This window comes from Pristimantibacillus sp. Z349TD_6 (genome assembly GCF_056173205.1).
The window spans coordinates 6,026,850-6,047,768 of sequence record NZ_CM149662.1 but is presented as its reverse complement, the minus strand read 5'-3'; the positions used below and the strand labels follow the sequence as shown (position 1 = coordinate 6,047,768).

Sequence of the window (20,919 nt, the reverse complement as noted above, 5' to 3'; positions counted from 1 at the left end):
ATTTTGTGCGTTCGTGTTGTAGATTACTCACTCGTAAACTTTAATTTCATTGTAAAAAGTATCGCGTTCCACCGGAATTCGTCCTGCGCCTTTAATGAGCCAAATGAGATCTTCGCGCGTTATGCCTTCAGGAGTTAGGGCACCTGCAGCATGGCTGATTTTTTCCTTCACAATCGTGCCATGCGCATCCGATGCTCCCATCGTTAATGCAACTTGAGTAAGCTGTACACCAATGTTAATAAAGTAAGCTTTAATATGCTGAAAGTTGTCGAGCATCAAACGGCTGATTGCAATCGTCTTAAGATCCTCGAATGCTGAATTACGTCTGCGAATGCCGGCTCTTGGATTAATCGGCTGCATAGAAAGCGGAATAAATACTTGGAAGCCGTTTGTTTCGTCTTGAAGATCACGAATATGCATCATGTGGCGGATGCGGTCTTCTTTCGTTTCAATTGAACCATACAGCATGGTTGTGTGCGTGCGCAGGCCTAGTTCATGAGCAGTCCGGTGAACCTGCAAATATTGGGTAACGTCGGCTTTGTCTACACGCATTTTTTTGCGGTAATGATCTGATAATATTTCTGCGCCTCCGCCTGTTAGCGACTTCAGGCCGGCTTTCATGAGCTCCTCAAGCACCTCGCGGTAAGTCAAGCCGCTGATTCGGGAGAAAAAGTCGATCTCCGCTGCTGTATAAGCCTTAAGAGTTACGTCGGGATAACGCTCATTTAATGCTTTCAAAGAATCTACATAATATTGGAAAGGAACATTCGGATTATGACCGCCTACGATATGGAATTCCCGAACGCCAGGGTGGAAATGCTGTTCTACATATTCAATCATTTGCTCGCCGCTAAGCGTGTAGGAGCCTTCCTCGCCTTCATCCTTGCGGAAGTTGCAAAATGCACAATGGGCTTCACAAACGTTCGTAAAGTAAAGACTCATGTTCTCAATAAAATAAACCTTCTTGCCGTTTTTGCGCAGGGCAACTTCATTTGCGAGCTGTCCAATTGTAAGCAGATCGTCTGATTGATATAAGAAAACACCATCTTCAAGCGTTAAACGCTGCCCATGACGCACTTTTTCAATAATGTGCTGCATCTTTGTATCCTCTGTCGGTATTATAACGTTCATGGCTAAGCCTCCTGATTTAAGTAGTTTGTGAAAAAAATAACTTTCTTTTCCGATTAAAGAAGCTGTAACTATTATAAACCTCATACGTAGCAGGGGCAATAAGAAAAGTATTGGCATTTACACAAATTGTAAATTTCATTTGTGGGCATGCTTCTATTGAGCAACTGAACAAACTGGAGTATACTACAAATAAGTAAGTGAAAAGTAAACAGCAATTAAAACGAATGATGGATAAACGGAGGGATGTAGCATGATCACAATCAGTGATACAGCATCTGACAAAATAAAAGAAATGCTTGCTGAAGAGGGCGGCCCTGAGATGTTCTTGCGCATAGGCGTAAAAGAAGGCGGCTGCAGTGGTTTTTCTTACGGCATGGGCTTTGACGATGAAGAGCATGAAGGCGATAAGGCTCTAGATATGGAAGGCCTTAAAGTGGTTGTAGATGGAGACAGCGTTAAATACTTAAATGGTCTTGTTATCGATTTTAAGGAATCGGCAATGGGCGGCGGCTTTACGATCGAGAACCCGAATGCAAGTGCAACTTGCGGCTGCGGTTCATCGTTCCGCACAGCGAAGGATGCAGGAAAACCAGCTGCAGCAGGCGAGTGCTAATAACGAGCGGTGAATGTTATCTTCCGAAATGCGTATGAAATTCATATGCATTCCGGAAGTTTTTTTTGTTGTCGGTTTGGCTTTAAGTCTATAAATCGATCATCTTGGGGGATAACAGCGCATGAAATTTATTCGTGATTATAGACAGTTTATTGAGGTAGGCTGCACATCATGCAATAGAAAGCATACAGTTCAAACAGACAACTATACGATTTCCTCAGAAGGCTATGCGTTCCATTCACCGATCCAATGTGCTTGCGGTCACCTGGCGAGCACGGCAATAAAGGACAAGAGAACATGGACAACCATGAAAACAGAAAAAAATGAAATGATGAAAAGAAATAAAGCGACGACGATTAAGCTAATGTTAGTCATTGGTTTTACGATCGTATTTTTTGCCGGCGAAATGTTCTATTTGCTAAGCAAAAATGAAGCGGAGCAGAAGAGCGCTCAACACGATGCAGAGAAAGAGTCATCCAGCCTTATTGTTGTTCAAACGCAGGAGAACTTCTAATCATTATGGGATGAATGCAGGCATAAAAAAATTTTCAAAACAGGTATAAGGCAGTAAAATGATGTGCATATTAGATTTGACGGTGTGAAGAGAGGTGTGGTTCCGTTGGACCTTTTGGTGCTAGGGCTGCAGGAGGAACTTATTTAATCACTAAGCTTTTATGAAAGCGAGGGGTTGTGTCGCAGAGCATCTCTGAACACACACGCTAAGCGCAATCCATTAAAACGGAATGTGTACAAGCGGTGCCCAAGTAATCTTAACAATGTGAAGTGTTAGATGTGAAGACTCGTACGATCAAACACCGTCGAAGAAGGAGCCTGTAAAAGGGCTCCTTTTTTCTATGCCGAAATCGCGGTGCACTTAAGGCAATGATGGTTTGGATGGCATTAATTCAGGGAATTCCCTGACATACAAAGCATTTTCTTAGCTTTATAATAAGGTTAGAGATTGCTTGTATTTCCTGAAGGAGGAATGAGGATGAAGACGATAGAAGCGGAAATCGCTGCATACATCGAGCGATTGAAGAGGGAGACAGGCAGCGATTTCGCTATACTCGGCTTGATCGATACGGGCAAACGTAAGCTGCGCTGGTCCAAGGCGTCAGGCAGCATAAGTGAGCGCACACCGCTAGTTGAGCAGAAGTCGTCTGCGGGTTTGTCCGGTACGGCGATACGCTCCGGCAGAACCGCAAGCACAAGCTCGGCTATGACCGATACGGTGCGGTTCAAGTTAGGAGAGCCGATTCTGCTGACGGAGCAGCTGCGCATTGCTGCAAGCGTACCCATTCAAACGCCTAAAGGCATCTGCGGCGTTCTGCTTATCGGTAGACGCTCGGAGAAGACCTATGTCGCCGAAGAGCTGGAGAAGGCTTCACATATTACAGTAGAGCTTTCATCAATGCTCGTTTGATGATGGCTTTTTTTGACTATAAATACAATTCACTGCCTAATGTAAGCTATACTAGTATAGATAATAGAAATGATAGACTCATATCGACAGAGGTATCATTCCAGTGAGGGGAGAACAAGATGATTAAGCTGCTTATTTGTGATGATCATGCCATGGTCAGATCGGGTCTAGCAATGCTGCTGCACGGCAAGCATGATATCGAGGTAGTAGGGGAAGCCTCGGAAGGGGACGAAGCCATTCAGATGGCACAGCAATTAGTGCCGGATGTCGTATTGATGGATCTTAGTATGCCGCATGGCAAAGACGGGATGACAGCAACGACGGAGCTGAAGAAGCTGCTGCCTGAGACGGCGGTTCTTATTTTGACGATGCATGACGATGACGAATATTTGTTCCGTGCGATTCATATCGGAGCTTCAGGCTATATTTTGAAAAATGCGCCTCATGATGAGCTCATATCAGCTATCCAGTCGGTAGCGCAAGGAAATGCGTATCTTTATCCTACGGCTACCAAGCGGTTGATGAGCGAATATCTCGTCAAGCTGAAGCAAGGCGGGGAGGACAACAGCCCTTACAATACGTTATCTGAGCGCGAAAAGGAGATTTTGGGCTGGATCGCCAAAGGGTACTCAAATAAGGAAATAGCAGAAAGTTTAATTATTAGCGTAAAGACAGTCGAGACTCACAAAAGCCATGTGATGGATAAGCTCGGGCTTAGAACAAGGCCGGAGCTCATTAAGTTTGCGCTAGAGAAGGGGCTGCTGCATTTTGATTAAGCATGGCGGTAACAACTTTCGGCGAATGATTGGATCAGACGTCGATTATCTTCTATCCGTTCTGGAGGATGAGATTGACGATAAGTCGATGCTTATGCAAGTTAATCAATCTCTTAAGCAGCTTGCAGATGTGAAGTTTGCACTGGATGAATCGTCAATCGTTGCGGTAACGGATCATAAAGGCCGCATTGAATATGTAAACGATAAGTTTTGTGAAATTTCTAAGTACAGCCGTGAAGAGTTAATTGGCAAGGATCATCGGATTATTAACTCCGGATTTCATGGGCGCGATTTCTTCCGCAAGCTGTGGGAAGTTATTTCAAGCGGCGAAGTATGGCGTGGCGAAATTAAAAATCGTGCCAAGGACGGAAGCTACTACTGGGTTAACACGACGATTGTTCCCTTCGTTGATGAAGCGGGCAACCCTTATCAATATTTAGCCATTCGCAGTGAAGTGACGCAGCGGAAGCGGGCTGAGCAAGAGCTGAAGGAAATGATGGTTAAGGTGATTGAAATTCAAGAGGAAGAGCGAAAACGAATATCGAGAGAGCTGCATGACGGGATTGGCCAAAGTCTCTTTTCGCTGCTTATTCAGCTTGACCGCATCATTGGAGATCACGATGATATTCCTGAACTGGGCACGCTTCGCAGCGATGTATCAGGCGTGATGGAGGATATTCGTGGTCTGGCTTGGGAGCTGAGGCCATCAGTTCTCGATGATTTAGGTGTCGTTCCGGCAATAAGAACTTATGTGGACAATTATTCACAGCATTTTGGCATTCGATTGACGCTCACATGCAATTTAAAGAGCAGGCTGGGCATTATGAAGGAAACAGCTATTTATCGTGTCATTCAAGAAGCATTAACGAATATCGCGAAGTATGCCGATGTAGGCGAGGCTGAAGTGGTGGTTGAGGAGCTGGAGGAAGAGGTCGTCGTCAGCGTAACAGATCAAGGGCTCGGTTTCAGTCCTGATCGCATCGGCCACGGTGTAGGCTTATTCAGCATGGAGGAGAGAGCTCGCAGCATCGGCGGTTATTTGGATATTGTTTCGGAGCCTGGCAAAGGAGCAAAGGTAAAGCTAATTGTTCCTAAAGATAAGAATTCGGAAGGAAAAGGCGTAAACCTATAGGAGGAATTTCATGTATCGAGTTTTCATCATAGAGGACGACGATAAGATTGCTTCAATTCTCAAAAAAAATATGGATAAATACGGATTTGAGGCAGCCGTTGTTACACAGTTTCGTGAAATTATGCCGGAGCTGGAGGCTTTTGATCCGCATGTCATTTTGCTCGATATTAATTTGCCTTACTATGATGGATATTATTGGTGCAGACAAATTCGAACACGTTCAAGCCTCCCTATTATTTTTATTTCTGCCCGTGCTGGCGAGATGGATCAAGTTATGGCTATAGAGAACGGCGGCGATGATTATATTACAAAGCCTATCCATTTGGATTTATTAATGGCAAAGGTGAAGAGTGTACTAAGGCGAGCTTACGGGGAATATGCGGCATCCGGGTCTGCAGCAGCAGAAACGGGCGTTGCCTCGCAAACAGGGGAGCTGTCAGCTGGCGATCTCCGTCTTTACTTGAACCGTAATGAGCTTGAATGGAGAGACTTTCGCATTGAGCTGACAAAAAACGAGCAGCTGCTGGCTGAATGCTTGATGAAGCGGCAAGGCATGGTTGTTTCGCGGGAGCAGCTGCTTGAAGCGCTTTGGGATGATGTGCAATTCGTCGATGATAATACGCTTACGGTCAATGTGACCAGACTTCGGAAAAAGCTGGAGGAGCTTGGGCTTCCTAAAGCGATAGAAACGGTGCGGGGACAGGGCTATAAGCTCGTAATCGAAAATGCAGTAGGAGAAACGTCACGATGAGAGGCTTATCGCTGGCGTTATTTTTACGTGATCGTCTGTTATTTATATTTATGGCTTGTTTAATTATTTTACTCGCCGTCACCTTGCTTCTCCTTGAGCGTGAGCGATACCCAGGGTTAGTCGAGCTGGGTACGATTTATTATTTTATTGTTATTGCTTTATTTTTGCTAGGGACGTGGCTGGTCGTTGATTATTTGCGGCAGCGCACGTACTTTAAGCAAATGTTAGAGGCGATTGCACGGTCTGAAGAACTGCAAGCTTCAACAATCGTACAAGCTACAGTGACACAGGAGCAGAAGCTTGTCGCTAAAATGCTGGAGGAGCAGAGCAGGGCTTATTTGAACGAGCTTGGCAAATATCGAAGGCAGCAGGAAATACATAATCATTTTGTGCTGCAATGGGTGCATCATATGAAGACGCCTGTATCTGTCATCGATTTGCTCGCACAGGAGGTTTTGCAGCAGAACTCGTCCTCGCAGCAGGAACAGCAGCAGCTGGCGCTAAGTATGCAGGAGGAATCCGATCGGATGACGCGGGGGCTTGAGATGATGCTGTATACAGCTCGTCTGGATAAGTTTGAAATCGACCTGCATGTCAAGCAGGTAGCGCTTCATGAGCTTGTGCGCTCGGTCATCAACGCCCATAAGAAGCTTTGCATCCGTTACTCCATTTTCCCTCGTGTCGAGGGGGAAGCATTCGTGGAAACCGATGAGAAATGGATGACCTTTGTGCTTAATCAGTTCATTAGCAACGCAATCAAATATAGTAAAAGCAAAGAAGGCGGCAAAAAACTGCTCTTTCAATTGGAGGCGTTCAGTGGCGGAGGAGGCAGGCTGCAGGTGACTGATGAAGGCATTGGTATTGCGCCGCATGATCTTCCACGCATCTTTGATCCTTTCTTCACAGGTGAGAATGGACGAACGGCGGGCGAGTCAACAGGAATGGGGCTTTATTTGGCTAAGCAGGTATGCAATCGGTTAGGTCATGAGATGACCGTTTCCTCGGTTCTCGGAGAAAGTACGACGGTCAGTGTCGCATTCAAACCGCGCGGCATTCATATTATGGGCAGCGGAGGTAACGGAAGCTCAGGTTAGGTGACAAATTTGTAAGGTTGGCAGGGTGTGAATGAAAGGGAAATCGATGGGTTTAACCTCTTCCCCTCGTCTATACTAACGGTAATGAAGCACATTACAGATAGATCTGGGGAGGAACAAAGCAATGAGCGTACTAAAAGCAGAAGGGCTTGGCAAAATATACAGCAGTAAAGGCAACGTCGCTTACAAAGCGCTTGAGGATATAGAGCTTCAAGTGGAAGCGGGAGAATTCGTAGGGGTAATGGGGCCCTCAGGCAGCGGAAAAACAACTCTGCTGAATTTATTGTCCACGATCGATCGTCCAACCTCTGGTCAAATTGAAATCAACGGCGTAAACCCAAGTAAGCTAACCGATAAGAAGCTGGCCTTATTCCGCCGCCGCGAGCTTGGTTTCGTCTTTCAGGATTTTAACTTGCTAGACACATTATCAATCAAGGAAAACATCATTTTGCCGCTCGTAATGGAGGGCATGGCACCGAAGCTAATTGAACAAAAACTGGATTCGCTCGCTGAATTGCTGCAAATCAAACAAATCTTGAATAAGCGGACGTATGAGGTGTCTGGCGGCCAGAAGCAGCGCGCAGCAATCGCCCGTGCTATTATTCATCAGCCTTCGCTCGTGCTTGCAGATGAGTTGACGGGCAATCTCGATTCCAAATCAGCGAAGGATGTTATGGATTCACTGAAGGATATGAATGAGCGTTTTAAGGCGACCGTATTGATGGTAACGCATGATCCATTCTCTGCGAGCTACTGTCAGCGCATCGTATTCATCAAAGACGGCAAGTTTTTCTCGGAAATTCGCCGCGGCTCGAACAGGCAAGCGTTTTTCCAACAAATATTAGATGCGCTCAGCGTGCTGGGAGGTAATTTTGATGACGTTCCGTTCGCTCGCGCTTAGTAACATTCGGGGCAACTGGCGGTCGTACAGCGCATTTTTCCTGAGCAGCGTCTTTTCTGTTATGATCTTTTATATTTATGCAGCGTTTCTATACCATCCAGAAGTAACGAGCGGCCACATTATGGCGGCATCAAAAATTCGTACAGGCATGGTGTTTTGTGAATATATTATTGTCATCTTCTCGTTCTTGTTTGTACTCTATTCTAATTCAGCATTTCTCAAAACGAGGCAGCAGGAATTTGGTTTGTTCTCTTTATTCGGGATGACAAAAGCTCAGCTACGAAAGCTTGTTATTTATGAAAATGCGGCGATCGCTGCGCTGGCCATCGCTGTAGGCATCGGTCTTGGCATGCTGTTCAGCAAGTTGTTTTTTATGGCTCTAACGGTGCTTCTTAATTTGCAGGAAGCGATATCTTTTGCGGCTCCAATCAAAGCCATTGGCTTAACGGCAGGCGGTTTTTTTGTTCTGTTCATGCTGATCTCCATTTGGACAGCGCTTCGCATTGGACGAACTGAAATTATTGATTTGCTGAAAGCGGCTCGCAAGCCAAAAGGACAGCTCGTATTCTCGCCTTGGCTGGTTGCTGTGTCTGTCGTTTGCTTATCGGCTGCATATGGCATGGCTCTGGTTATGAACGATGGAAATTTCATGCTCCTAGCCTTGCCAATACTAATTACTGTCGTTATCGGGACGTACTTTCTCTTTACTCAGCTGAGCATTTTGCTGCTCCGCTATATTCAAAAAAGATCATCGATATATTATAAACGGACCAATATGATCGTGTTTGCACAGCTCGGCTATAAGATAAAGGATAATGCGCGTATTTTATTTATTGTATCTATTCTAAGCGCAATCGTTATGACTGCCCTTGGGACGGTATATGTGATGAACATCGGTGCCAAAAAAAATATGATAGAATACTCTCCTTTCTCGCTAGCTTATAGTGAAAAAGGCTTGAATACACATGAGGTTATTGACCCAGGTAAGCTTAGACAAGTAGTCAAAGAGGACGGCTACAAAATTGTGCGTGAAGCAAAGGCAGCTGGCGTACTGTTGAATCGCTTTTCGGTTAAATGGGGAGACGAAAAGGCGCGTGATTATGATTATGCTGCTTTGGTTATTTCAGCTACCGACTACAACAAGCTTGCAGCATTGACGGGTCAGCCGAGCATTCAGCCTGAGAATGGCAAGCTAACGCTTATAAAGTCCTATTTATCAAAAGGAAGAGAACAAGCAGGTACTGTAAAAGGCAGCATTAACGGTAAGGAAACGGCATTCGATATAAGCGGCTCGGTACAAGCGCATGTAATGAATTATCTCGATAGCAACTATTTTACTTTCGTAATGGATGATTTTTCCTACATGCAGCTGCTAACGATTGTGCCGGAAGATGAGCTTTATGTGATGTACGGCTATGAATTAAGCAATTGGGAGAAAACAGCAGCTACGGTTGAGAAGCTTAGCAAGCTTGTGCCAGAACAATTTCAATCCCAAACTGATTTTAGCCGTGTAAAAACGCTGCAAGAAATGAATCAAACGGTTTCTTTGACTTTATTCATCGGTATGTTCATTAGTTTGCTATTCTTCATTGCATCGGGAAGCATGATTTATTTCAAGCTATTCACCGAGCTGCAAGAAGACCAAGCCCAGTTTAAAGCTTTAGTCCGCATCGGCATGACGAAGGGCGAGATTCGCAAAATTGTTGTAACGCAGGTCGGCATCGTCTTCTTTGTTCCTGTCATTGTTGGCATTTGTCACGCCTTGTTCGCGATGAAAGCACTCGACAACATTATGGAATCATCTAACTGGATTTACTCTTTTGTCGTTATCGGCATTTATATCGTGATGCAGACGTTGTACTTCATAACCGCATGCAGCAGCTACATGAAGAGTATGCTTCGCGGGGCAAAAGCATAATGAAATTAAAAAAACGGCTTTTTCCTCAGAAAATGAGGAGAAGTCGTTTTTTTTATGTTCATATGAACATTTAGAAGCAAGTGAAAGAGCTGATTCTCCGTAAATCTATACCGGTGTAACCCCATGATCTTCCGAACCAACGGAAACCGGAGACAGATGTACGTCCAACAAATACAGGGAAAAACCAGAAACCATGACCATTATCCAACCATACGTAAGTGTTGCGGAACAAACAGCCGGAAATAGCGCCTGGATCAACTGCAAATGACGAAACAGCTGGCTGCGGCGGCGTGAATTGTGGTGGCGGAGCGGTCGGACCCGACATACCTGGTTGACCTTGTTGTCCTGGTCCCATCGGTCCTTGTGGACCTTGTGGACCTTGCGGTCCAAATGGTCCGAAAGGCCCCATCGGTCCCATTGGCCCCTGAGGGCCTATTGGAGGCATAAATGCCATGCAAAATCACTCCTTATCAATTGGGCTAATGCATGTTATGCAGAAATACCTAGCAACGATTGGGCGAACGATCATTGTCAGCGATTCAATCTGAAAAAATTTAAAAATGTGATTGGAGCGGAGTACCGATTATAGCGACGTTTAATCTAGAGGAATCAAATCTGTTTCCATTCCATGTCAGCAGATTCTCTACATAACCGAGCGTATCAGCGTTTGTAGGTCCAATGATGCGCTGAAGAGCCTGCAGATCGAAGGATGCCCGGTTCTCGGCAGTTATGATTGGATTTAATGCTGCGATAGCCAGCACTTCGCCTTGCAGAGGCTGCTTCAGCATTCCGTTTTCGTTGTAATAAGTGGCTAAATAAGCGGCCCCTTTGCTGCTTATATCAATGATAAACAGCAAATCAAGCTGAGCACTTGATACCGATACTTTGTACATATCTTCATACTGGACGCGAAACTTGTATTGTTGATTGTAGCTGTCTGAATCAAACAGCTTGTGAAGCGCATGGTGAGCGAAGGAGTAAATGTAAAAAATGCCGTAACCGCCGCTTCCTCCGGAATCGATACTGATCAAAATGTCAGGTATTTGATTTTTATCAAAGTCGCCGAGCAGCAGGACAGCATTATAACCGGCATTGTTTTGTAAAGGAACGACTGTGCGCTGCTGTGAATATCCATCTTGAATGACTAGCGTAATATGATCTGCGAATATACCGGATGGTCCATCCGGTTTATGACCAATTAAATAAATCTGATCAGGTATGCCGTCACCAGTTACATCTCCTTGTTTCATGTCAAGCAAATATTCGTCTGTTGCTAACCGATCTGGCTGGTACCTATGTGTATGGAAAGACGAGTGCATAACTATTCCTCCAAGCCTAAAATACATGGTTTCTGTCTATACCTATGCCAATTCCTTGCGATTGGACTGTGCGAATGCCTAGATGCGGGCAAACAAACCAAAGCAAGCTTTCGCTTGAAAAGAGAGCATTCAGGCATTACATATTGCAAGATGATTAGGCAACACTAATGCTGACTGATGTCTATATACTTACGGAGGTGCAGCCTTTTTATGAAGCACTTAATCGTCTATTGTCATCCTAATCCAGACAGCTTCAATAACGCCATTGTGGATGCTTTTATTGGATCATTAAAGGAGCAAGGCCATGAGGTCGTCGTCCGAGATTTGTACGCGATGCGATTTGACCCTGTGCTCAAAGCCAGCGATTTTGAGGCGCTGCGCGAAGGCAACACACCTATGGATATTAAAACGGAGCAAGAGCATGTGAAATGGGCGGATGCGTTTACGATGGTATATCCTATTTGGTGGACGGGGCTGCCTGCACTTATTAAAGGCTACATTGATCGGGTATTCTCGTATGGTTTCGCTTATGCCTATGGTGAGGATGGAACGATCAGCAAGCTGCTTGCAGGCAAGAAGGGGCTTATTATTAATACACATGGAACGCCTTCGGAAATTTACAGCCAGACTGGCATGTACGACGGGCTGAAAAAAACTTCGGATACGGGTATTTATGAATTTTGCGGCATCAAGTCAGTTGGCCATATCTTTTTTGGCAGCGTGCCGCAAATTGATGATGCAGCCCGAAAGAAGATGCTTGAAGAAGTGCGGGGCAAGGCAGTCAGCTTATTCGAATAGAAAGCCAAGAAAAGCTGGTCGCAACGATGCGATCAGCTTTTCCTTTTTTTAAAGCATGCTTGTCCTGTCCGAGGTTGAGGAGTATCATATAGTCCAAAAGCCTAAATGTATAGAATTGGAGATTTGGAATGAGAATCGGCATTCGCACCAAGATATTCACAAGCTTCTCTGTAGTAATCATTGTTTCGCTGACGATAGTTAGCGTGTTGTGGTACAACAAATATTATGATAGCCAGCGCGAAGCGGCTGAGAGCTTTATGTCCCGAACCATTCTGGATGCGAATAAAAGCTTCGAGCTTACGCTCAAGGACATCGATTATATTAGTACGATCATTTCTCTCAACCGGCCCAACGTGATTGATGTGCTTTTGCCTGATCCCTCTGAAAGTTTAATTAATCGACTCGAGAAGGATCGTAAGCTTGATAACTTCATTTCTAGTTTATATGGCTACAAATATTACATATCGAGCATACAAGTAGCGAGTTTGGGAGGCCGCAGCTACTCGCAGGGGGCCACGGTTCCAACCAATGAATTTATGGAGTCGAGCTGGTTCGAGCAGCTGCTCGAGCAAAGAGGAAACAAAATATTTATTACGACTCATTCCAATAAAAAACTTAATTATGTGTCTTCCTATGTGAACCAAAACGTCGTCTCTATTGCGAGGGCAATCATGGACGGCTCGGAGGCTGCAGGTTACGTCATGGTTGATTTCAGTTATGAGGTTGTTGAGCGCATTTTCAATACCCCTCTGCCTAATAAAAGTCAGCTGTTTCTGATTGATGAAAAAGGGAATTTTGTCTACTCGCCGCGCAACAAGGATATTAATCAGCCGATTTCAAATACAGCTTATGCAGATGTACTCCCTGAGCTGAAGGGCAGCTCGGGCAAGCTGAGCATGAACATAAACGGAGAGAAGCATCTTGTTATTTATCATACTTCCGATTTTACAAATTGGACGACAGTGGGGCTAATTCCACAGGGTGAGCTGCTTGCAGAGAGCAGAAAAGCAGCCAATACGATTATGATTATTCCTATGGTGACCCTCATTGTTGCCCTTTTTGTTGCTACGATTTTGTCCAATCAAATTACGATTAATATCGGCCGTTTAAGGCAGGCCATGAAGAAGGTCAGTGAGGGCAATTTATCTGATCCTATTGCCATTTCATCAGGCGATGAGGTGGAGGAGCTGAGCCATGGCTTTAACGCGATGGTTACCAACTTGCGGCTGCTGCTAGATGATGTGAAGCAAACGGAGGAGCAGAAACGGATTCTTGAGTTTAAAGCGCTTCAGGCGCAGATCAATCCTCATTTTTTATTCAATACATTAAATCAAATCAAATGGCTGGCAGATGTACAGAAAGCCGACAATATTAAGCAGCTTGTTACCTCTCTCGTTACACTCCTGCATAGCAGCATGGGCAAAGGCGGAGAGTATGTTACCGTTCAAGAGGAGCAGCAATATTTGGAGCATTATTTGAATATTCAGCAGTTTCGTTATTACGATAAGTTTGTCGCTGTATTCGACATCGAGGAAGAGATTTTGCAGGTGCGTATGTTGAAGTTTTTGCTGCAGCCTATCGTTGAGAATGCCCTCATTCATGGCTTAGAGCCGCTTAAGGGAAGAGGACAGCTCACGGTTAAAGGATATGAGGATGATGGACATATCGTAATACAGGTGTCAGACAATGGTGTAGGCATCGAGCAAGAGCGATTGAAAACTATTTTTAATAAAGTCACTGAAAAAAATCGGTCTAGATTTAGCGGTATTGGGCTTGTAAATGTACAGGAGAGAATGAAGCTCCATTATGGAATAGGCTATGGCCTGCAAATCGAGAGCGTGCCCGGTTTATTCACGACGGTAACCGTGCGTATTCCGATTGAAGTGAAGGGAGACAAAAAGCATGATTAATGTTTTGCTGGTCGATGACGATCTGCCTATGTTGAGCAAGCTGAAAAACATCATGAACTGGGAAGCGGGCAGCTTTCATTTATGCGGAGAAGCCAGCGGCGGCTATGCAGCGATCAAGCTTTTGGATGAACGAAAGCCTGAAATCGTCATTACGGACATGAGTATGCCGGGAATGGATGGTTTAGAGCTGATCAGTTATATGGAGGAGCATTATCCGCATATTCAAGTGATAGCGATCAGCAGCTACAGCGATGTTCATTATGTGAAGAACAGTATGAAAAAGGGCGCTGTCGACTATATTTTGAAGCATGAGCTGGATGCAGAAACATTGGCTGCTGCCCTTGCAAGCGCACGGGAGCGGTTTGCGATAGAGCAGGAGGAGCAGGCGAAGACGCTGGATTTGCAGCGGCAAATTCAGCAGAATCAAACGACGCTGATCAGGGGGGGCATTCGAAGTCTTGTTCAGTACACGTACAATAGCGAAGAAGAGCTTCTCGTGCAGATGGACAAGCTTGATTTAGCTCTGAACCTAAGGATGCTCACCGTCGTCGTTGCTGAGTGGGATAGCCGGGGCATGCTTCATGATAAATATAACGCCAAAGAGCTTGACTATATTATGGGCACTTTTATGGATATTACAGACAATATCCTTGCAGATACAGGAAACGCTTATATGACGCCGATTGAAAATGGGAAGTTTGCCATTTTATTTTCATTTGATACAAACAGCAAATTTATTTGGCACACGATTATATCGGAAGCGCTCTCCCGAATTAGATTAAGCGCAAAACGGCAGCTTAACCTCATGTTAAGCTTCAGCGTAAGTGAAATGTGCAGCAAAGTGAATGTGCTGCATGAATACTTCAATGAGGCGGATAAAGCGCTGCAGGAGAGGTTTTATGAAGGCGGCGATGTCGTCATTTGGCCGGGGATACAGCGAAAGGCAGGGGCTGACTCTGGTGCAAGCTTCTCCGTTGATGTGAAGCTGGAGCGAACATTGCTGTCGCTTCTCGCAGCATCCAATGAAAAGGATCTGGTCATCAAAATCGAAGAGCTGTTTACTCGAATGAATGAAGCGCGCGCACCGCATAAAATGGCTCAAATGGTTGCGGTAGAACTCATTCATCTTGTTAATCGCAAGGCGAAGGAAGCGGGCATTGCAGACAAGGATTTGTTCGAGGGCGACCAGAATCCTTATCTGGCGATTGGTAAATTTGATACGCTCTCCGATCTGAAGGAATGGATTGTTGGGGTGTATAAGAAGCTTGTCGAGGCGCTTCGTCCATATGTGCATGACAATCTTTATTCTGAAAATACCCGCCGTACTATGGAGTGGGTTCGGAAAAAATTCTCAGAGCCAATCACTTTGCAGGAGGCCGCAGATGTCATTGGAGTCAATTCCTCTTATTTGAGCCGAATGTTCAAGGAGGAATGCGGTCAAGGCTTCGCTGATTATGTCAACCATGTGCGAGTGGAACAAGCTAAGCTGCTGATCAGGTCAGGCGATGTTGATTTAAAGGATGTTGTGAAGCAGGTTGGCTTTAACAATTACAATTATTTCTTTACGGTATTCAAAAAAATTACTGGAAACACGCCAATCGAGTATGAAAAACAACAAAAATAAAATTATTTGAGTGAAAAGTAAAAAAGATAGAGTAAATGTAAAAATAATGGAGTCCACGTGTGGGCTCTTCTTTTCTATGATGAAGAGGCAAGATGACAAACATACATCTAAGGGGAGATGGAACAATGAAAAAATTATCTTTTAGATTTGCGCTTGTATTGGCATTATCCATTTGTTTAACATTGACGGCTGCTGCTTGCGGCAGCAAAAACACAGACACAAACAACGGCAAGAATAGTGGATCAACTTCTACGGAACAGCAAACGGTTACTTTCTGGTCTTGGGTTCCTACGGATGTTCAAGCGGAGAAAGCGATTGCGGCATTCGAAGCAGCTAACCCGAACATTAAAGTAGATTACTGGCGCGGCGAGCAAACAGACTTTCAGAAGAAGCTTCAAGTAGCGATGGCTGCCAACGAAGGTCCGGATCTACTTGGTATGCAAGTTGGAGGCATGCTGAACCAATATGCCAACACGCTAGAGCCTATCGAAGCGCTTGCGGATACGAACTGGGGTACTGGCTGGCAGGACAAGTTCGTTAAAGCTTCTATCGATCAAGTAAGAGCAAAAGACGGCACAATGGTTGCACTGCCGCTTAACTTGACTGGCCAAGAATTTGTTCTTTACAACAAAACGATTTTTGATAAATTGGGCATTACAAAAGTGCCGACAACGTATGAAGAGTGGTTGTCTGTAAATGCGACTATTCGTGAGAAAGGCAACGGCATCGTGCCAGTAGCTTTCGGAGCGAAGGACATTTGGCATGACGTTGATATGTTCGTAGCGCTTAGCAATCAATTCGCGCCAGGCAAAATCTATGAAGCAGAGCAAGGCAAAGCAGCTTGGACCGATCAAGCTTTCGTTGACACGATGACAGCATGGAGCAAGCTATTCACTGATAAAGTGATGCAAGACGGAGCTTTGGGCTTGTCTACTTACCCAGATGCTCGTGACCAATACTTCTATTCTGGTAAAGCAGCGATGTTCTTGACTGGTTCTTGGCATGCAGGCTTCAGCCTTCCAGGCGGAGAGAAAGACGGAACAGCGATTGAAAACGATGAAACGGGCATTTTCTTGCTTCCGCAAATCGGACCAAACGAATCCAAAGCGGTTGCCAGCGTAGATACAGCACTTTCAATCAACAAAAACTCCAAAAACAAGGAAGCGGCTTGGAAGCTGCTTGAGTTTATGACACAAGGCGAAGGCCAACAAATTATGGCTGATTTCATTCAAGGATCACCAGCTAAGATTGGCATTGAAATTCAATCGCTTGATCAATTTAAATTCGAATCCGAGCGTGAAGCGATCAAAACGGTAAACGATGCAATCGAAAATGCAGTAGGCAAACGTCTGCTTGATTACCCTGAGCTTACGAATGCGATTGGTGTAGCGATGCAGGATGTTGCAGCAGGTAAAAGCATTGAAACCTCGCTTAAAGATATCCAGAAGGTTTCTGACGGGATCGACCGCAAGTAGATTCGAATTTTAGCAAGCAATAAGATTTAGAGCAGATAAAGAGCATGGATATGCGTGTTGGTATTCATGCTCTTTCTTATACTCAAAACCTTATATTTGATAGGTAAATGAAGGGGTGATACACCATGAACGGCAATCGTTCTGTTCTTTCCGGATGGAGAGCTTATTTATATATTTTACCAATTCTTATCGTATCGGGTTTATTTTTGTACTATTGCATAGGATTTACGGTTTATACGAGCTTTCATTCTTGGAACGGCATTGACTCGGAGATGAAATATATCGGCTTTGATAACTATATCAAGCTGTTTGACGATAAGTCTTACCATATCGCACTGCGGAATAATCTCGTGTTCTTTATTTTTACAGTGGGCATTCAAGCGGCGCTTGGGTTAATGCTGGCGATACTGCTTCGCGCGAAGCTGCGGGGTCATTCTATCTTCAGATCGGTCTATTTCATACCGACCATTATGGCACCGATCATTATTGCAGCTATATTCCGTATCATTATGGATACAAACTTCGGAAGTCTGAATGAAGGATTGCGAGCTATAGGACTTGATTTTCTAGCTGTATCCTGGCTTGGCGATCCCAAATATGCACTCATGTCGATTATTATCGTCAATATTTTTGAATGGATGGGCTTTAGTATGACGCTATATTATTCAGCGCTTCTAGCCATTCCAGATGAAATCTATGAATCAGCAAAAATTGACGGTTCCGGCTTCTGGAGGACGCTGTTCAAAATTACGGTTCCGCTCGTTGGCGGCACAACGTCTACACTCGTCATTCTTGGTATTGTCGGCTCGCTCAAAACGTTCGACATCGTATCGCTGCTTACTGGCGGCGGACCGGGGCGCTCGACAGAGTTTCTGACTACGTATGTGTATAAGAAGGCGATTGAGGAGTTTAATGGCGGGATGTCCGCTGCTGCAGGAGTTACCATTCTCATCATCGCTCTCATACTTGCCGTGCTGCAAATTCAGTATACGAACCGTCAACAACGTGATTTATAACCGTAAGGGGTGAGCTCAAATGTTTATTAATTTACGCAAATTAGATAAATGGATCATTCAAGCCGTGTTAGCCATAGTTGCGATCGTTTGGTTGTATCCGCTTGTACAATCCGTCATTAAATCGCTCGGCATCAATGGGTTTGGCAATTATCTTGCCGTTATCAATCACCCAAAGGTCAATTATTTCCTAGTCGTTTTCAATAGCTTTTTTATTGCGGTATGCACAACTCTCGCAGTAGGTTTGCTAGCTACACTGGCTGCTTATGCCTTCTCAAAAATGCAATTCAAGATGAAAAACGTCCTGTTTTATTCGCTGGTTGCCTGCTTGGCTATTCCTGCGACAGCGGTTATGTCACCGCTCTTTTTTACAGCAAAAACACTTGGCATTATGAATAGCTATTCAGGCGTCATTTTGCCATTGGTCGCATTCAACGCACCTTTCATGCTTCTTATTCTCAAAAACTATTTCGATTCCATTCCGAATGCGATTCTGGAAGCGGGCATGATTGATGGCTGCACATCCTTCCGAATGTACAGAACGATCATGATCCCGCTTGGCATACCTGCTATTATTAATATTGCAGTGCTTACATTTATCTACTCATGGAATGACTATATCATTCCGCTGCTCCTCATTCGTGATGAAAAGATGTATACCGTTACGCTGGCTACGCAATTTTTTACGGGTACAACAAATCAGACGCCAGAAATGGTCGCACAGCTTTATGCAGCGCTTATTTTGATGACTATTCCTTCCATTATTGTTTATATGTTCGGTCAGAATGCAATGAAATCAGGCTTAACGGCGGGCGCAGTAAAAAGCTAATTAATGAGCTATTAGATAAGTTAGAGGAGGACTATTATTTTGGATAAAAACATCGGACTGCCGCATCATGGCGGCGCATCGTATTTGAATCCGCTGAAGATCGGAGCGGGCGCAGGGCAACAGGAGCCGCTGACGCTCGTGCATCCCGATCCTTACCTTTTGAAATTTAACGGTCGTTATTATACCTATGCAACCGCGAAAGCTGGCGTAGTTGTGCTTCGCTCTAGTGATCTTGTAAGCTGGGAGCACTTAGGCTATGGATTTCAATTGGAAGGGCATAAGGAATATTGGGCGCCAGCCGCTGTATATGAGAATGGCCGCTTTTACTTATACGTATCATCCATGCCGATTACGGAAGAAGATGTGCATGAAGAGCGATTGATGGTTGCCGTTTCAGATACGCCGGAAGGCCCATTCGAATACGTGCGAACATTTTATGACACGTTTTCATTGGATGCGCATGTTGTGAAGGACGAGCAAGGCGATTATTATATGTTTTACTCCAATAATGAATATTCGGGCGTGGATCGTGATCGTGCGGGCACAGTCATCCTGGTCGATACAATGCTGGATATGGTTACGCCAGCCGGTGAGCCGCAAATTGTCGTATTGCCTACTATTGATGAGGAAATCTATGAGGAAAATCGGTTTGGCGACGGCCGTGACTGGCATACGATCGAGGGTGCTTTTTATTTGAAGCGCGGCTCGAAGCATTACATGATGTACAGTGGAAATGCTTATGTACGCCCAAATTATTTCCTAGGGTATTCGGTGGCAGACGGCAGCAAAGGCCAGCCGCTTCATGAGCTGGAATGGAATAAGTATCCTTCCGATGATCAATACGAGCCGCTTCTTCGCAAAAATGATGGTGTCGAGGGCGTAGGCCACAATTCCGTCGTGAGAGCTCCAAACAACGTGGATTCATGGGTATTTTACCATGGCCGGAATGCTGACGATGTTCTTGACATGGACCGTGAGCAGCGGACGATGCGAGCAGATCCTCTGCTTTGGAGCGGTGATCGCCTCTATATTGCCGGCCCGACTTATACGCCGCAGACAGCGCCGGCGCAGCCAACATTCCGTGATCTGTTTGACGGCAGGGAAGAAGGTCTTGGCGAGTTGTGGCAAGCAGCTGCGGGCAGCTGGACAAGAGCAAATGGCGAAGCCCTTCAGACGAACCGTGCTGTTATCGCCGGGGCGGTCACGAAGTCTGCATACAGCCACTATGTTCTTGAAGCAAGCGTGAAATGGTCGAAGGATCATACCGGCGGTTTATATGGCATTTATGCCGCATATCAGGACGAAAGCAATTACGTGTCGGTCTTATTGGATGTCGGACGTAGAGTACTACGTGCTCATGCCGTCTATAAAGGCGTTCAGCATGAAGCTATCGAGCATGCTTTGCCAGAGAGCTTTAACTTCGCCGTATACCATTTGCTGCGTGTGGAGAAAACAGGAGACAACTATCGTATTCAGCTTGATGAGGTTACGGTAATAGATAAGCGATTCCCGATTACCAGTGGCAGCGTAGGTTTACAAACGCGTTATACAGCTGCTTCCTTTGCAGGGTTTGAGGTTACGCGCCATTTGGCGTTAACGGATGCGAGCAGCACCGCATTTGCTGAGCAGCTAGAGCGGACAAGCGGCGATGGCATCTGCCGTGTTAGCGGCGGCGAGCTTCACTGCCGCAGCAAGCAAGGGCTGCGTACAGCTTGGTTATTGGATTCTTTAAGCGATGGAGCCTCAGGCGAGGCTTACCGTTTTGATACCGATATTCTCGTGAAGCGCGGTTCCGAATATGGCGTCTATGCCGCTTATACGGATGAGCGAAATTCGGTAGAAGCGGTATTGAATCGTACAGCCGGTTCCGTAACCGTATCGTCATGTATTGATGGGGAGGCATCTGTTTTATCCAGCGTTACTTTAGATGCGGCAAACTTCGATTGGACGGTCTGGCATACGCTTTCGAGTACGGTCGTTAACGGCTGCTTGACCATTCGACTGGACGATCAAGTCGTATTTGCAGGAGCTGTATCCAGCCTTGCAGGCTTGCCTGGTCTGGTGGGCGCAGGTGAAGCCTCATTCCGTGAAACGCGGTATACGATGCTTAATAAGTAAATGTTATCATGCTGGTTTATGAAATATTGAGTCTGTTTCTCTAGGTCGCCAATGACCTAGAGGGACGGGCTCTTCTTTTTTTATAGCAAATCTA

19 protein-coding genes are annotated in these 20,919 nt (G+C 45.2%); 16 read left to right on the top strand and 3 right to left on the bottom strand.

The annotated features are described in order from the left end of the window. Nucleotides 1–27 precede the first annotated feature (27 nt). Entirely contained in the window at nt 28–1,131 is a 1,104-nt protein-coding gene (mqnE, locus tag AC0VYE_RS26320; protein ID WP_076267527.1) for an aminofutalosine synthase MqnE, read from the bottom strand. Nucleotides 1,132–1,381: 250 nt separating this feature from the next. Between mqnE and AC0VYE_RS26315 the strand changes: the two genes are divergently transcribed. The 9 genes from AC0VYE_RS26315 to AC0VYE_RS26275 all read left to right on the top strand — a co-directional run bounded on the left by AC0VYE_RS26315 (nt 1,382) and on the right by AC0VYE_RS26275 (nt 9,739). Further along, entirely contained in the window at nt 1,382–1,744 is a 363-nt protein-coding gene (locus AC0VYE_RS26315) for a HesB/IscA family protein (protein ID WP_475443486.1), read from the top strand. A gap of 121 nt (nt 1,745–1,865) precedes the next feature. After that, a complete protein-coding gene (locus AC0VYE_RS26310; RefSeq protein ID WP_076267529.1) occupies nt 1,866–2,258 on the top strand; it encodes a hypothetical protein in 393 nt (130 codons plus the stop codon). A gap of 477 nt (nt 2,259–2,735) precedes the next feature. Beyond that, the gene (locus AC0VYE_RS26305; protein ID WP_076267530.1) at nt 2,736–3,167 is read left to right on the top strand and encodes a GAF domain-containing protein; all 432 of its coding nucleotides are present in this window, start codon (nt 2,736–2,738) and stop codon (nt 3,165–3,167) included. A 119-nt stretch (nt 3,168–3,286) separates the two neighbouring features. Continuing rightward, nucleotides 3,287–3,943, top strand: coding sequence for a response regulator transcription factor (locus tag AC0VYE_RS26300; protein WP_076267531.1), 657 nt, complete (start codon nt 3,287–3,289; stop codon nt 3,941–3,943). Between the two features lie 25 nt (nt 3,944–3,968). Beyond that, nucleotides 3,969–5,075: a PAS domain-containing sensor histidine kinase gene (locus AC0VYE_RS26295; protein WP_475449739.1), complete on the top strand. Its 1,107-nt coding sequence runs from the start codon at nt 3,969–3,971 to the stop codon at nt 5,073–5,075. A 10-nt stretch (nt 5,076–5,085) separates the two neighbouring features. Next, a complete protein-coding gene (locus AC0VYE_RS26290; protein WP_475443482.1) occupies nt 5,086–5,826 on the top strand; it encodes a response regulator transcription factor in 741 nt (246 codons plus the stop codon). Further along, complete coding sequence (locus AC0VYE_RS26285; RefSeq protein ID WP_475443481.1) at nt 5,823–6,920, top strand: sensor histidine kinase; 1,098 nt, start codon at nt 5,823–5,825, stop codon at nt 6,918–6,920. Before AC0VYE_RS26290 ends, AC0VYE_RS26285 begins: the two co-directional genes overlap by 4 nt. A 124-nt stretch (nt 6,921–7,044) precedes the next feature. Beyond that, nucleotides 7,045–7,821 (top strand): ABC transporter ATP-binding protein, encoded by a 777-nt coding sequence (locus tag AC0VYE_RS26280; RefSeq protein ID WP_076267534.1) that lies wholly within the window; start codon nt 7,045–7,047, stop codon nt 7,819–7,821. Next, nucleotides 7,796–9,739, top strand: coding sequence for an ABC transporter permease (locus AC0VYE_RS26275; RefSeq protein ID WP_475443478.1), 1,944 nt, complete (start codon nt 7,796–7,798; stop codon nt 9,737–9,739). The genes AC0VYE_RS26280 and AC0VYE_RS26275 overlap by 26 nt, the downstream gene beginning before the upstream one ends. Nucleotides 9,740–9,809: 70 nt before the next feature. Here the strand turns inward: AC0VYE_RS26275 and AC0VYE_RS26270 are convergent, their stop codons facing one another. Both AC0VYE_RS26270 and AC0VYE_RS26265 read right to left on the bottom strand, forming a co-directional pair. Further along, entirely contained in the window at nt 9,810–10,193 is a 384-nt protein-coding gene (locus tag AC0VYE_RS26270; RefSeq protein WP_083681866.1) for a transporter, read from the bottom strand. A 100-nt stretch (nt 10,194–10,293) separates the two neighbouring features. Next, the gene (locus tag AC0VYE_RS26265) at nt 10,294–11,058 is read right to left on the bottom strand and encodes a spore coat protein (RefSeq protein WP_076267536.1); all 765 of its coding nucleotides are present in this window, start codon (nt 11,056–11,058) and stop codon (nt 10,294–10,296) included. Between the two features lie 210 nt (nt 11,059–11,268). On the opposite strand from AC0VYE_RS26265, the gene AC0VYE_RS26260 reads away from it, so the two are divergent. The 7 genes from AC0VYE_RS26260 to AC0VYE_RS26230 all read left to right on the top strand — a co-directional run bounded on the left by AC0VYE_RS26260 (nt 11,269) and on the right by AC0VYE_RS26230 (nt 20,825). Next, nucleotides 11,269–11,856 (top strand): NAD(P)H-dependent oxidoreductase, encoded by a 588-nt coding sequence (locus tag AC0VYE_RS26260; protein WP_076267537.1) that lies wholly within the window; start codon nt 11,269–11,271, stop codon nt 11,854–11,856. A 128-nt stretch (nt 11,857–11,984) separates the two neighbouring features. After that, the gene (locus tag AC0VYE_RS26255; RefSeq protein ID WP_076267538.1) at nt 11,985–13,766 is read left to right on the top strand and encodes a sensor histidine kinase; all 1,782 of its coding nucleotides are present in this window, start codon (nt 11,985–11,987) and stop codon (nt 13,764–13,766) included. Continuing rightward, nucleotides 13,759–15,390, top strand: a complete 1,632-nt coding sequence (locus tag AC0VYE_RS26250; RefSeq protein ID WP_475443475.1) for a response regulator transcription factor — start codon at nt 13,759–13,761, stop codon at nt 15,388–15,390. The genes AC0VYE_RS26255 and AC0VYE_RS26250 overlap by 8 nt, the downstream gene beginning before the upstream one ends. A gap of 125 nt (nt 15,391–15,515) precedes the next feature. Further along, nucleotides 15,516–16,865, top strand: coding sequence for an ABC transporter substrate-binding protein (locus AC0VYE_RS26245; RefSeq protein ID WP_475443473.1), 1,350 nt, complete (start codon nt 15,516–15,518; stop codon nt 16,863–16,865). A 125-nt stretch (nt 16,866–16,990) separates the two neighbouring features. Beyond that, entirely contained in the window at nt 16,991–17,881 is an 891-nt protein-coding gene (locus AC0VYE_RS26240; protein WP_475443471.1) for a carbohydrate ABC transporter permease, read from the top strand. A gap of 19 nt (nt 17,882–17,900) precedes the next feature. Beyond that, a complete protein-coding gene (locus tag AC0VYE_RS26235) occupies nt 17,901–18,707 on the top strand; it encodes a carbohydrate ABC transporter permease (protein WP_475443469.1) in 807 nt (268 codons plus the stop codon). Between the two features lie 39 nt (nt 18,708–18,746). Then, nucleotides 18,747–20,825, top strand: a complete 2,079-nt coding sequence (locus tag AC0VYE_RS26230) for a glycoside hydrolase family 43 protein (protein WP_475443467.1) — start codon at nt 18,747–18,749, stop codon at nt 20,823–20,825. Nucleotides 20,826–20,919: the final 94 nt, after the last annotated feature.

What these genes read in the sequence shown, in the direction of transcription:
- AC0VYE_RS26250 (WP_475443475.1), top strand. Translation starts at nt 13,759, where the DNA reads ATGATTAATGTTTTGCTGGTCGATGACGATCTGCCTATGTTGAGCAAG.
- AC0VYE_RS26290 (WP_475443482.1), top strand. Translation starts at nt 5,086, where the DNA reads ATGTATCGAGTTTTCATCATAGAGGACGACGATAAGATTGCTTCAATT.
- AC0VYE_RS26315 (WP_475443486.1), top strand. Translation starts at nt 1,382, where the DNA reads ATGATCACAATCAGTGATACAGCATCTGACAAAATAAAAGAAATGCTT.
- AC0VYE_RS26310 (WP_076267529.1), top strand. Translation starts at nt 1,866, where the DNA reads ATGAAATTTATTCGTGATTATAGACAGTTTATTGAGGTAGGCTGCACA.
- AC0VYE_RS26235 (WP_475443469.1), top strand. Translation starts at nt 17,901, where the DNA reads ATGTTTATTAATTTACGCAAATTAGATAAATGGATCATTCAAGCCGTG.
- AC0VYE_RS26300 (WP_076267531.1), top strand. Translation starts at nt 3,287, where the DNA reads ATGATTAAGCTGCTTATTTGTGATGATCATGCCATGGTCAGATCGGGT.
- AC0VYE_RS26255 (WP_076267538.1), top strand. Translation starts at nt 11,985, where the DNA reads ATGAGAATCGGCATTCGCACCAAGATATTCACAAGCTTCTCTGTAGTA.
- AC0VYE_RS26245 (WP_475443473.1), top strand. Translation starts at nt 15,516, where the DNA reads ATGAAAAAATTATCTTTTAGATTTGCGCTTGTATTGGCATTATCCATT.
- AC0VYE_RS26280 (WP_076267534.1), top strand. Translation starts at nt 7,045, where the DNA reads ATGAGCGTACTAAAAGCAGAAGGGCTTGGCAAAATATACAGCAGTAAA.
- AC0VYE_RS26240 (WP_475443471.1), top strand. Translation starts at nt 16,991, where the DNA reads ATGAACGGCAATCGTTCTGTTCTTTCCGGATGGAGAGCTTATTTATAT.
- AC0VYE_RS26260 (WP_076267537.1), top strand. Translation starts at nt 11,269, where the DNA reads ATGAAGCACTTAATCGTCTATTGTCATCCTAATCCAGACAGCTTCAAT.
- AC0VYE_RS26285 (WP_475443481.1), top strand. Translation starts at nt 5,823, where the DNA reads ATGAGAGGCTTATCGCTGGCGTTATTTTTACGTGATCGTCTGTTATTT.
- AC0VYE_RS26295 (WP_475449739.1), top strand. Translation starts at nt 3,969, where the DNA reads ATGATTGGATCAGACGTCGATTATCTTCTATCCGTTCTGGAGGATGAG.
- AC0VYE_RS26270 (WP_083681866.1), bottom strand. Translation starts at nt 10,193, where the DNA reads ATGGCATTTATGCCTCCAATAGGCCCTCAGGGGCCAATGGGACCGATG.
- mqnE (WP_076267527.1), bottom strand. Translation starts at nt 1,131, where the DNA reads ATGAACGTTATAATACCGACAGAGGATACAAAGATGCAGCACATTATT.
- AC0VYE_RS26305 (WP_076267530.1), top strand. Translation starts at nt 2,736, where the DNA reads ATGAAGACGATAGAAGCGGAAATCGCTGCATACATCGAGCGATTGAAG.
- AC0VYE_RS26265 (WP_076267536.1), bottom strand. Translation starts at nt 11,058, where the DNA reads ATGCACTCGTCTTTCCATACACATAGGTACCAGCCAGATCGGTTAGCA.
- AC0VYE_RS26275 (WP_475443478.1), top strand. Translation starts at nt 7,796, where the DNA reads ATGACGTTCCGTTCGCTCGCGCTTAGTAACATTCGGGGCAACTGGCGG.